A 12,056-nucleotide genomic window follows, 5' to 3' on the forward strand; every position below is an offset into this window, starting at 1 on the left:
CGAAGGTATTTTAAAGTCACCCAGAGGACCGCTCCTGTGAGTTGGAAAGCTCTTGAAAGCAGCAAAACCGCGCAACACTGCGGAAAACTAAGGTCTGAACCTCCAATAACCTCCCATAAATTAGCGCCAAAATGTCAGTTAGGTATATAGTACAAAAGCAGTCTCTGTGCCGCAGCGGAGACCCGGGGCAGTTTACGGAGTGCGCCCGTCCCGGGCGCAGCAAGCCCCAAAGCACGTCGCGCCCAAGGCCGTTCCCACCCGCTCATCTGCCAACATTGCTGCGCCCGAGGACGGCGCGCACTCCGCTCCCTTAACCAGAATCTGACCGGATTTCTACGGACCACGGTCTGTAATTAAAACGTAGCTCGACGGAGCCAGTCCTGCACTTCTTCGAGACAGTTTTGTCTAATTTGTGGAATCGAAGTAATCCGCAATATTAATCCATAGTCTGGCGGGTCAACGACGCCCCGCGACGGCGCCTCTACCTTCATCGTTGCGAAGAATTCCTGGCCTGTTTCTGTTATTCCTTGATTCTCAAAGGCTTTGAGATGGGCTGGCACCATCACCGGAGCACCCCAGCGGCTCGCAAAAATATCATGCACTGATAGACCAGCAATGCGGTCAGGCTGGATTCCTTCATCCTTCATCCCTCGTCCTTCATCCTTTCCCCTGGGATTTTCCCCGGGACCCAACTCAGATTCCCCCCGGGACCACAACCATGGGTTGCCCCGATTGTTCATAGCCAAAATGAACCTAGCGTGTTCGCAGTAGCAAAACAGTTAGGCAATGACTTTATGAAAAAGCAACTATTGACGGTTCTAGCAAGCGCTGGGCTGCTGTTGGCTTTAAGTAGCGAAGCCACGGGCAGAACAACGATCAAAACCAAGAGCACGGCTCACAAGACCATCCCTTCAAGGGCGGCCAGGACACTTCAGAAACCCGCACCGACCATGTCGCTTCAGAATGTCACCAGTTCTTCCGGCCCTTTCAGCCGGGCGATAACGGCGCGAGGAGGCATCTCTTTGAGCGGCGGAGGCCAGTTGGTCATCGACGCCTACAACTCCACTGTGGGGTCTTATGACCCGGTGACCAATCGCCTCGCCGGCGGCAACATTGCGACCACCTCGACAGCCGCTAAAGCCATCAGCCTCAATAATGGCAGCATCTGCGGCACGGCTGCTACCGGCCCTGGCGGCACGATTTTCGTTAAGAACGGCGCTATCGGTGACCTGAACTGGTGCGCAACCAGAAGCGGCATCGAGCCGGGCTGGACCAATGCCAATGTGAATATAGCCTGGACGACTAACTCGCCACCCTCGGGAGTTCCAACTATTCCCACTACTCCCACTTCGATGTCAGGCTCAAATATCACCTTCCTGACCGTTGATAGCTCAGTAGCGACTTACAAGGCCTCGAGCTTCACCAGCGGCGGCAGTGCCCAGCCGCTCGTTGTCCTCGGACACTCAACATTCTATGTAACCGGCGATTTCAGCATTCAGGGGTCCGGTTACGTTTATATCGCGCCGGGCGCGAGCCTGACACTCTACGTTGGGGGCCAAACGACCATTTCCGGCGGGGGTGTGATCAATGACCAGGGCACACCCGCGAGTTTCAATTACATCGGGCTTGCAGGCAACCAGAGCCTCACTTACAGCGGTGGCGCGGCCTTTTACGGAACCATCAACGCCCCCCAGGCCGACGTCACCCTGAGCGGCTCCTCCGGGACTTGCGGGGCCGTCATTTGCAATACCTACACAGGCTCCGGCAGTTCGAGCTTGCATTACGACATCACTCTGGCGCTGCCAACCATCACTGCCCCGCCTAATCTGGTGCTGCAATGCCCCGCCGATACCAGCACCAATGCGACCGGCATCGCTACCGCCCAGGGTGGCTGCAGCCTTCTGACAATCACCTCCACTGACGCGACCAACAACACCTGCGGAGGAGCCAAAGTGATTACCCGCACCTGGACCGTTACCGATGCCTGTGGCGACAGTGCCAGCGCCGTTCAAACTATCACCGTGCAGGACACAACCCCCCCGGTTGTCTCAGCCCCGCCCAATCTGGTGCTGCCATTCACGGCGGACACCAGCACCAACAATACCGGCGTTGCCACCGCCCATGATGGCTGCAGCTCCGTTACCCTCGGCTACTCGGACGCTTTTGCCCCTCAACTCAATGGCTCGGAAATCATCACCCGGACCTGGACCGCCACTGACGCCTGCGGCAACAGCGCCAGCGCCGCTCAGACTATCACCCTAACCCCCTTATTGGCCTTGGTTCTGCCAACCCAGAATAACCTGGCTGCCGTCGATCTCCGGCCCTTGATCGTAACCAATACCGCCGCCAATCCAAACGGGAACACCGGAACGCTCACCTATCAGCTCCTCAATGCCCCCGGCGGCTCCGCCATTGATGCCAATGGCCTGATTACCTGGACACCCACCGTGGCGCAGAGTCCCAGTACGAACGTCTTTACCACCGTCGTCGCCACCATAATCCAAACCGCCTTTGGCAGCACCACCTTGAGCGCCACCAACAGCTTTGTCGTGGTGGTCAGCGGGCCTTACGACGGCCTCAACATGCTGGTCGATTCCGATGGCGACGGGCTGACCAACCTCATCGAGTATGCCGTCGGCAGCGACCCGCTTAATTCCGCCGACGCCAATCAAGACCTGGTCGTTTTCATCACCCAGTCGGGCGGCAACCATTACCTGGCAATGCAGTATAAAAGCCGGGGCAACGCGGCGCAGTTGCAGTTACAGTACTTGCCTGAAGTTTCGGCGGATAAAACCTCCTGGTTCTCGGATGCTGCCCACGCGTTTGGGGTCAGCGTGACCCCGGCTGACAGTGAGTTTAATTGGGTAACCGTGCGGGATACGACACCCATCACGGCGGCCGCCGCCCGGTTCATCCGACTGCACGTGCTCTCAGGCGCTATCGAGAGCTTCTCCCCGGTTTGGGTCGGGAGCGACGCGCTGCTGCGCGCCAATAACCTCACTCTCTTTTCCCAACGCATGGTCCGGCCAATCCTCTCAGCCGGCACCGTGGCGAACGTGACCTTGAATACCCTGACAGTGACCAACTCATTAACGAACAATCAGTTCGGAACAAACGGCCTGCCCGCTTATGTCGAGTTCGACCAGGGAACGATGATCGACATCGCCAACACATCGAGCAAAACCGTCGCCCTCGCTGCCAACGCCGCTGGGCTCTGCTCGACGGGCACTCCCTACCGCATCCGGGGCCATTTCACCATCGCGAGCCTCTTTGGGACCAACAACGAGACCGGCTTGGTAGCCAGCCCCAATCCGTCCAAAGCCGACAATATCATGCTGATGCTCCCCGAGACCCAAAGCACACTGACGGTGTTCTGGTATTCAAATCCCTCCTTTACGACTTGGCAGGGATGGGTCCGGGCGGACACCTTCCAACCGGCAGCCGACCTCGTGGTCTTTCCTGAAGAAGGCGTCATGGTGGGCCGGATAGCGCCGACCGACGCCAACCTGTATCTGTGCGGACCGGTCAAGACCGGTGTGGCCCTGGCCCCCATCCAGCCCGGATACAACCTCCTCGGCACCCTCAAGAGCTTGTCCAGCGTCACGCTCTCGGCCCTCAATCTCTACACCGGCGACCCGGCCACTGGCTTTGCCCCCGGACTCAACCCCAGCCAGGGCGACAACCTCCTGGTAGTCAACCCGGACGGCTCCGTGACCACTTACTTTTATTATTTCCAACAGGGGGTTTATTCGGGGTGGGTGAATGCCAATGGCTTCACTCTGGCCAACGATGTCTTGATCCCTCCCGGTAGCGCTTTCTTCATCAACCGCCAAGCCCCGGGTGCGTTTAACTGGACCATCCCGGCTGAATAGAGCAGCGCCCATGCCCCTCAGCGCAGGCCTCTTTACCGGGGCCTGCCTTTTTTCTCTTTCACGGCCATTGACCTCCAATGGGTGCGCACGACGAAATCGGAAAACCGTCAGGGCTGTGGACCATATGCGTGCGTCCCAGCCCGCGGTTCGTCAGGAGCGGTGGAAAACTCGGAACGGGTTTTAAGGGCAGTGAGACAGAGTTCTTTGCGGGTCTCATTAACACTCCCATTCATGGCTTGTCATTACCCACATTTTTCCATGTCCGCATTAAAGTGGACTTGCGGCGCCTTGTCCCAAAACCCCCGCCAGGGGGTGGCCTGTTTATAGCAACGCCCCTGACCTGAAGAATACCAAACCCCGTAGGGGTGACCTGCCGAAAGCTGTCGCGTCTCTGATGCTTGGATACCGAGCAGCCCCCAAGCTGCGACCCGTTGCCAAACGCTTTGAGCTTGCCCAATCCCCGGAGAGGCGGCCCATAATCACGGACCTATGGCCTGCTGGGAGGCGGATGGCGCCGCTCAACTGTTTCAATTTTCAACGGTTTCTCCCACCCGGTTTTAATTTAATTTTGTAATTTAAAATAACGGCTTGACACTAACGCCGCAGTGAGGGAAAACTCTCCCCACATGATCAGGCGTGTCATTGCCTTGGCCGCAGTCGCGGGGTTCGTGCAGACAATCTGTCTCGCGCAGAGCTCGGTGAATATCAATTACAGCGGAGGCTCGGGCTCGCCAAATATGGTCGGTCTCAATCAGCAGCCGCTTGCCAGCGGGAACGACGTCGAAATCGGCTATTTCGATTCGAGCTTTAATATCTCGCTAAATGCCGGCAACCCTTCCGCTTTGCAGAGCGCCCGGCTTTCGGGCGGCGCATGGCACGTGTTCGGCTCGACGAACATCTCCAGCAACTTCCTATTGCCGCCGGGCTCATTTTCCTCGACCGCAACCCAGCCCGGGGCCACAGCGGCAAACTTTGCCACCCAACCCATCGACCTCTGGGTCTTCCAAACCACCGATAACGCAGCCCCGGCTTCCAATTTCAGCAATGTCGAATCCTACGGCATTTACTCCAGCTCCTCGGCTAAATGGATATTTCCAACACCGGGAGCAACTCCGATTACCGAGAATATCACCACATCAGACGTGAACGATTTCTACGCTGGCAGCCTCATTCCAGGCAGCCCCGGCAGTTTAGAACTGCAGGCCGTTCCCGAACCCGGCGCTCTGGCGCTGGCTGGATTGGGTCTCGCCGCGGTTCTGTCTCGGATCACCCGCCGCTACCCGCTCGCCTAGCGCTGCCGAGCGCTACCGCACCCTCCCACGGCCATTGCCGGACGGCTCCAGTCCGCGCGAAGCGTTGTGGACTGCGCCAGTCCTCTGGCGCTTTAGGGACTAACCCTGGGCTCAAGTGGGCTCAAGGTTCTACTCCCGTTTCAACTGGCATTTGCCCTTGGCTATCGCCTTTCAGTGCCCTAATCTTAGACACCCTTTCCCCGCAAGGTTCCGCCCGAAGCTTCGATTTGTCACGAAACCTGCTTGCTTTCCAAGGAAGACGCGAAGAGCGATCGCAATGAACCGCAAGCGCATCCTCATTGTTGACGACGACCCCGTAGTACTTAAGGCGCTGTCAATGAGGCTCTCTGGCGCGGGCTATGACGTCCTCCTGGCCGACGATGGGGCAGCGGCCGTGAGTGTTGTGCGTCAAAACAGGCCGGACTTGATTCTCCTGGATATCAGCTTCCCGCCCGATGTCTTCGCGGGGAGCGTTGCATGGGACGGCTTTCTGATCCTGGAATGGTTGCGCCGCATCGATGAGGCGAAAAACACGCCTGTCATTATGATCAGTCACATTATTTCGGCTGAAATTGTTGAGATTGCCGAAAGGGCGCGCGCGGCAGGGGCAATCGAATTCTTTGCCAAACCTGTCGATACCAACCGGCTCATCGAGCTGGTGGGAAGATTGTTGGACCCTGCGACCGTCCCGGAGGCCTCTGGGATTACCTGAGAGCCTTGCCCTGCGGTTCAAGATGCCCTGCCTTAAGTCGAGACACCCCTCTCCGCACACATACGGAGCCTTAAAATCAGCCCTTTGTCACGAAAACTGCTTTATGAACGCCAAGTATTGGTTGCTGAAGAAAACGAAGTGAAAGTACGGATTGGCCTTTTGGCCCGGAATTGACGCGACCTCGAGACAGGCGAACGATGAGAATTGAATGGCGAGATGAAAGCAAACACCCCTGCGCGGCGGCCTACACCCTGGCGGAAGTGATGGTGGCGGTGCTCGTTCTGGCAGTGATTAGTACTGCCTTTTACGGAGGCCTCTCTTTTGGATTCAGCGTTGTAGAGTCCAGCCGCGAAGAACTCCGGGCCACACAGATTCTGATGCAAAAAGTCGAGGGGTTGCGCCTCATTTCCTGGGATAATTTGCAGAACATTACCTTCCAGGAAGTTTATGATCCTCTCGGCCTCTCCAACAACAGCGGCGGGCTTGTTTATACCGGAACCATTGTAACCAACGCAGACAGCTCGATCCCCAATTCTTCCTCATACCTGCCCAACATGCGGCTGGTGACGGTCACGGTGAACTGGACCAATTACAACGGCAGCAAACGCATCGTCCAGACTCGCCAGATGCAGACCCAGGTGGCCCGCTACGGCCTGCAGAACTACGTCTATGGCGTCAAACCATGAACCTGCGAACCCCTCAATCCCGCCGCCGGCTCTTTCGCGCGTTCACCCTGGTTGAAATCCTGGTTGCCACCACCCTCGGCATGCTGGTTCTGGCTGTCGTCGCCATGCTCAGCCTTTATGGCGCGCGCAGCTTGGCCGCCTTGGTCAACTACACCGACCTCGACACAAAGAGCCGCTACGCCCTGGATGTCATTAGCCGCGAAATACGCCAGGCCAAGGCCGTCATTGCCGTTCAAACCAATCTCCCCGTCATGTCCCTCACCCTGACCAATACCGACCAATCCGCCATCGTGAAGCTCACCTATGATTCCAATGCCCGCACCCTGGTCTTGAGCAAAACAGGCCAGCCCGACCTGACAGCCCTCACCGAGTGCGACAATTGGAACTTTAGCTTGTACCAGGAAGCCCCCACCGTGACGGCCACAAACATCATTTTTTATCCTGCCACCAACAACGCCGGAAACCTCGACCCCACTCTCTGCAAGCTCATCAATATGTCATGGAAATGTTCACGCCAAATCCTGGCCCAAAAGGTCAATACCGAAAGCGTGCAAACCGCCCAAATCGTTTTGCGCAACCAACATTAGGTCTGTTACTGAGGAGTCCCTAACATGAACTACATCTTCAATCTGCCGATGCTCTCCCTCTCCCCTTCCGAAGGGGAGAGGGGTCCCTCCATTAATCTATGCCACCGCCTCACGTATATGAGTAACCCAAGGCAAAAGTGGTCCAGCCAATCCGGCAGCGTCCTCGTGATGACGCTCTTTATCGCATTCATTTTCGGCTTTTTTCTGTTCTATTATTTGAATCTGGCCAGTACCCAGCGGAACCTTATGGCCCGCTCTCAGGCCTGGAATTCCTCCCTCACGCTAGCTGAGGCGGGCGCCGAAGAGGCCCTCGCCCAACTCAATCCGGCCGTCCCCCTGCCGGTTGTGGACCGCACAGCCAATGGCTGGGGCGCCCCTTCCGCGGGCATCTACGGGCCCATGAACCGCACGATGGGCGCCGGCACTTACGGCGTTATTTATAATACAAATAAATACCCAATTATCTATTCCACGGGGTATGTGGCGGTGGCTTCCTCCTCCGCTATCCTGTCGCGTACCATCCGGGTCGCCACCACCAATATCCCTTTATTCACCTTTGCCATGGCCGCGGAAAACAACCTGAACTTCAACGGCAATAACGTCACCACCGATAGTTTTAATTCAGCTCCCGGCTCCCCCTTCAACACGAACGGCTATTACAACGCCAGCCATGCCAGCACTAACGGGGATATCGGCAGCGTTTCAGGTGTGGTCAACGTCGGCAACGCCAACGTCAATGGCAGCGTCTTTTTAAGTCCAACCGGCACCGACAGCATCAAGAACAACGGCACCGTCACCGGCAACACTTACTATAACTTCAATCCCACCTTCCCGAATGTGACGCTGCCGGCTGGCTATACCACGTGGGTGAGTCCACCATTGTGGGTAGGTCCATTGTTCACCCCAACCAACATTCTTGGCACAACATATAATTTTGCCTTCTACGGCACTAACGATTACAAGATCTCAGGCCTGGGCGGTAGCGTTTACGTCGGCCCTAATGCTTCAATCCGATTGTACTTGATTAATAACGCGAGTCCGAGCGTTATTCGCGTTTCGGGTACCAGCACCAATGCGGGCCATCTGACAATCTACATGGACGGCCCAAGCTTCACACTGAGCGGTAACGATACCATTGATGGCGGAAACGCAGCGAATCTGGCCTATTTCGGTACAACTAACAACACGTCGATCACGTTCAGCGGCAACGCCGCGTTCACCGGAACGATCTATGCACCGGAGGCTGCCTTCACCTTGGGCGGTGGCGGCCCCAACACCTATGATTTCGTCGGCTCCAGCGTTACAAGCAGCGTGACCATCAACGGCCACTTTAATTTCCACTACGACGAAAACCTAATCAACGCCGGCCCTCTTCGCGGATACGCCGCCAATTCCTGGCGCGAGCTCTAGCGCGGCGAACCGGGCTCTTGTCGCATCGAAGCCTCTGCAAATCCTCAATAGTCCTGGTCCGTAGCAGCCGACACCAGGAGGCTCTGATCTCTGAGGAGCATCTCTAATGTGCCAATGCTTCTCCCTCTCTCCTTCCGACTCGTCGCGCTGTCGCGCAGTCGCAGCGGGAGGGGAGAGGGCCGGAGGAGAGGGGGTCCCTCCCTATGAGCGCTAACTTAACTTCATGCGCCCCGCTGGTCGCCGCGGACCTTCGGAGGCGGAGGGGTCGCCCGAGAATCCCGAAGGGATTCCGCCCTCCAGCCCAGGGTCGCGAGCCTGCGAGCTACCCTGGGATAATTGTCGCAGAGCCGAGCCAACCTCAAAGAGGTTGTGCCCCTTCGACGCTTCCATTAATCCCACGCGTACCGCTCGTCCCACTGCATGTCGTGCTTGCGAAACAACGCACGAGTTATGCCATGGCCCCACAACCCAAATTTGCCTTGTATGGATCCTGGACACCTGTGTCCCGATCTCCACCATCGGCATACCTTCGTACATCTACGGATGCCGCCCAGGGGCTTCCCGGGACGTTGGCAAGCCACATGCTACCTGGTGCTCGAACAGAAAGCAGTTGTTTGGATCGATGTTGTAAAAAGTTGTGCGTTAGTGACTGAGATGAAACCCGGGTTAAGAGTTGTGTCAGGTTAGGGAGGAGGACCAAGGACCCATTTTATGCAAATTCGTCTAGCCCAAAAGCCCCAGAAAGCGAACACGCTCATTGAGGTGGTGCTGGCGACGGCTATCCTTGCTATCATGGGCGCCGGGGTGGTGGGCTCGATCAATTACGGCCTGTTTATCGTGCGCGTGGCCCGCGAAAACCAGCGCGCCACTCAGATTCTCCTCGAACGCCTCGAAAGCATCCGCCTCTATAACTGGACCCAGGTCACCACAAGCGGCTTTATCCCAACCAGTTTCACCGAATCTTACGACCCCCAATCGCCGACCACGCCGGGCATCACCTATTACGGCTCCCTGGGCATCAGCAACGTCAACCTCGGCAGTTCTTATAGCACCAATTTGCGGCAGTTTACCGTCTCCTTGCTGTGGACCAATATGGGCGGCGTTTCCCATCAACGCAGCGTCAGCACCTATGTCGCCCGCGATGGGATGCAGAATTATGTCTATTAAAGCCCCATCCCATCTGCGCTCCGCCTGGACCCTCGTCGAAATGATGATCGCGGTGGGCATTTTTTCCATCAGCGGCCTCGCCCTGGCCACCATGTTTCTGTTCTGCGCCCGCAGTTTCGTCACCATGAGCAATTACGCCGTTCTGGACCAGAAAAACCGGCAGGCAATGGACCTGGTCACCCGCGAAATCCGCCAGGCGACATCCTTTGTCAATTATACCAGCAACAGCACTTCCCGCACTTTGACGCTGGTCAATGGCGATACCCCGCCGAGCACGGTTGTCTATAGCTTCGACGCCAACAAGCAGGAGATGATTCGCAGCAACGCCACCGCCGGCACCGCCCAGGTCCTCCTGACCAACTGCAACCTGCTCAATTTCAGCCTTTACCTGCGCCCCCCGGCCAGCAACTCGTTCGATTATTATTACCCGGTGGACACCACGATGCCCAATTGGACCCAAGAGGTCAAAATCGTCCAGTTGACCTGGAAGACCTCGATGCAGATTTGCCCGACCCCAAACGTTAACAGCGAGGATGTTCAGACGGCTCGAATCATTATCCGTAAACAACAAGTCTTGAATTAATTTATGAAAACTAAAGTCTCACGGAAAGCGAAACAACTGGCCAGCGCGCTTCTGACCACCCTGGTCATCTGCTCGATCTTCAGCCTGTTCGTCATGTATTACCTCTCGCTCATCGAGCAGCAGAATTTCCTGAGCTACCGCTCGCAGGCCTGGAACATGGCCATCGCTGTCACCGAGGCCGGCATCGAGGATGGCCTCGAACAGCTAAACTTGAACTCGACCAATCTCGTCGCCGACGGCTGGACCGCCCAGGGTATCGGGACGTACATGCGCAGCAACACACTGCCTGACGGCAATAGTTATACCGTCACTATCATCGCCACCAATATCTTCCAGCCTTACGTCATCTCCCGGTCCTATGTGCAGACCTCGACTATGGTGCCCCAAGGCGTGGCCACAATCCTCTTCGCCACCGTCAATGGCTCGCCAGGATCGAGTCCCTCCGTCACCACCCGCGCCGTCCAAGTCACCTGCGGCAAGGACAACATGTTCAATGGGGCCTTGATCGCCAAGCATTCCATTAACTTGAACGGCAACGGCATCATGACCGACAGCTTTGATTCATCCGACCCGACCAAGAGCACCAATGGGCAGTACGACCCGGCCAAGTACAAAGGTGACAAAGGTGACATCGCCAGCAACGGCGGACTGGTGGATACCCTGAACGTCGGCAACGCCAATATTTACGGCCATGCCCACACAGGCAGCACGAACTCCGATACGATCTATGTCGGCCCGAATGGCGCAGTCGGCTCCCACACCTGGCAATCCTCCAATAAAGGCATCGAAGCAGGTTGGTGGCTGCCGGACGCTAATTTCACATTCCCGGACACGACTTATCCGAGCACCGCAGGGTACCTGACCCCAACTGGTGGCGTGTGGGTCAGTACCTCTACGAGTAACTACACCACCACTGCAGTCTCCCTTACGTGGCCCGGGCCGAGCACGACGAAAACGAATTATAATACGATGTCGAGCACTACCCCTCCTCTACCCGGTACCTACCTTTGGGTGACAAAAAGTGGGACCACTTATACTTGGGCGGTTGGCATTGTCAGTTATGACTATCCTGTAAGCAATACCGCGACCGTCTATTCAACCAATTCCTACGACCACATCCTCGTTGGCGCTGACGGCCCTTATACCAATTACTATACCGCCAGTGACCTCTCTGGAACAACCTATGTGACCGGTTCCAATGTCGTCCTGGCGCTGCCGAATGGCCTCAATATGAGTGGCGGCGACACCTTTACAGTCGGTCAGGGCGGCAATATCGTCGTTTACTCGGGGGGAACCAGTTGCACGATCGGCGGCAACGGGGTCCTCAATGAAGCCGGTCAGGCCGCTGATTTCTCTCTCTACGCCGCGCCTTCCGTCACCTCGTTCAGCCTCGGCGGTAACAGTGGCTTTACCGGTGTGCTGGTAGCTCCTAACGCCAACCTTTCGTTAAATGGTGGTGGCAGCACCCTCACTGATTTTTACGGATCCCTCATGGTGAACTCGGTGACGATGAACGGTCATTTGAATTTCCATTATGACGAGGCCCTCTCCAAGGGCCCCGCCAATGGCCGCTATCTCATCACCGCGTGGAACGAGGTGCCCTAAGTTTTTGGATGGGGCTTGCTGGTCCTCCGTGAGGGCGCTCCGTGTTGGAGCGCCCTTTTTTTGTAGCAGCCGACACCAGGAGGCCCCATCCCGCAATGCCCATGTCACCCATACCAGTCAAGATTAGCCGGGGACAAGACCT

10 protein-coding genes are annotated in these 12,056 nt (G+C 56.9%); 9 read left to right on the top strand and 1 reads right to left on the bottom strand.

The window, feature by feature from the left end:
• Positions 1-353: 353 nt before the first annotated feature.
• Positions 354-647 carry a hypothetical protein gene (locus VG146_07025; GenBank protein ID HEV2392100.1) on the bottom strand — a complete coding sequence of 98 codons (294 nt, stop codon included), beginning with the start codon at positions 645-647 and terminating at the stop codon, positions 354-356.
• Positions 648-794: 147 nt separating this feature from the next.
• Between VG146_07025 and VG146_07030 the strand changes: the two genes are divergently transcribed.
• The 9 genes from VG146_07030 (at position 795) to VG146_07070 (ending at position 11,914) form a co-directional block, all read left to right on the top strand.
• Entirely contained in the window at positions 795-3,872 is a 3,078-nt protein-coding gene (locus VG146_07030) for a hypothetical protein (GenBank protein HEV2392101.1), read from the top strand.
• Between the two features lie 626 nt (positions 3,873-4,498).
• Positions 4,499-5,164: a PEP-CTERM sorting domain-containing protein gene (locus VG146_07035; GenBank protein ID HEV2392102.1), complete on the top strand. Its 666-nt coding sequence runs from the start codon at positions 4,499-4,501 to the stop codon at positions 5,162-5,164.
• A 277-nt stretch (positions 5,165-5,441) separates the two neighbouring features.
• Positions 5,442-5,876, top strand: coding sequence for a response regulator (locus VG146_07040; protein HEV2392103.1), 435 nt, complete (start codon positions 5,442-5,444; stop codon positions 5,874-5,876).
• 197 nt (positions 5,877-6,073) lie between these two features.
• Entirely contained in the window at positions 6,074-6,562 is a 489-nt protein-coding gene (locus VG146_07045; GenBank protein ID HEV2392104.1) for a prepilin-type N-terminal cleavage/methylation domain-containing protein, read from the top strand.
• Positions 6,559-7,149, top strand: coding sequence for a prepilin-type N-terminal cleavage/methylation domain-containing protein (locus VG146_07050; GenBank protein HEV2392105.1), 591 nt, complete (start codon positions 6,559-6,561; stop codon positions 7,147-7,149). Before VG146_07045 ends, VG146_07050 begins: the two co-directional genes overlap by 4 nt.
• Before the next feature lie 24 nt (positions 7,150-7,173).
• Entirely contained in the window at positions 7,174-8,559 is a 1,386-nt protein-coding gene (locus tag VG146_07055) for a hypothetical protein (protein ID HEV2392106.1), read from the top strand.
• 711 nt (positions 8,560-9,270) lie between these two features.
• Complete coding sequence (locus VG146_07060; protein HEV2392107.1) at positions 9,271-9,726, top strand: type II secretion system protein; 456 nt, start codon at positions 9,271-9,273, stop codon at positions 9,724-9,726.
• Positions 9,716-10,309 carry a hypothetical protein gene (locus VG146_07065; protein ID HEV2392108.1) on the top strand — a complete coding sequence of 198 codons (594 nt, stop codon included), beginning with the start codon at positions 9,716-9,718 and terminating at the stop codon, positions 10,307-10,309. The genes VG146_07060 and VG146_07065 overlap by 11 nt, the downstream gene beginning before the upstream one ends.
• A 3-nt stretch (positions 10,310-10,312) precedes the next feature.
• The gene (locus VG146_07070) at positions 10,313-11,914 is read left to right on the top strand and encodes a hypothetical protein (GenBank protein HEV2392109.1); all 1,602 of its coding nucleotides are present in this window, start codon (positions 10,313-10,315) and stop codon (positions 11,912-11,914) included.
• Positions 11,915-12,056: the final 142 nt, after the last annotated feature.

The sequence above is a fragment of the Verrucomicrobiia bacterium genome (genome assembly GCA_035946615.1).
Taxonomy (GTDB): Bacteria; Verrucomicrobiota; Verrucomicrobiia; order Limisphaerales; family UBA8199; genus DASYZB01.

Coding starts and splice junctions, on each gene's coding strand:
- VG146_07025 (HEV2392100.1), bottom strand. CDS start 647: ATGAAGGATGAAGGAATCCAGCCTGACCGCATTGCTGGTCTATCAGTG.
- VG146_07030 (HEV2392101.1), top strand. CDS start 795: ATGAAAAAGCAACTATTGACGGTTCTAGCAAGCGCTGGGCTGCTGTTG.
- VG146_07035 (HEV2392102.1), top strand. CDS start 4,499: ATGATCAGGCGTGTCATTGCCTTGGCCGCAGTCGCGGGGTTCGTGCAG.
- VG146_07040 (HEV2392103.1), top strand. CDS start 5,442: ATGAACCGCAAGCGCATCCTCATTGTTGACGACGACCCCGTAGTACTT.
- VG146_07045 (HEV2392104.1), top strand. CDS start 6,074: ATGAGAATTGAATGGCGAGATGAAAGCAAACACCCCTGCGCGGCGGCC.
- VG146_07050 (HEV2392105.1), top strand. CDS start 6,559: ATGAACCTGCGAACCCCTCAATCCCGCCGCCGGCTCTTTCGCGCGTTC.
- VG146_07055 (HEV2392106.1), top strand. CDS start 7,174: ATGAACTACATCTTCAATCTGCCGATGCTCTCCCTCTCCCCTTCCGAA.
- VG146_07060 (HEV2392107.1), top strand. CDS start 9,271: ATGCAAATTCGTCTAGCCCAAAAGCCCCAGAAAGCGAACACGCTCATT.
- VG146_07065 (HEV2392108.1), top strand. CDS start 9,716: ATGTCTATTAAAGCCCCATCCCATCTGCGCTCCGCCTGGACCCTCGTC.
- VG146_07070 (HEV2392109.1), top strand. CDS start 10,313: ATGAAAACTAAAGTCTCACGGAAAGCGAAACAACTGGCCAGCGCGCTT.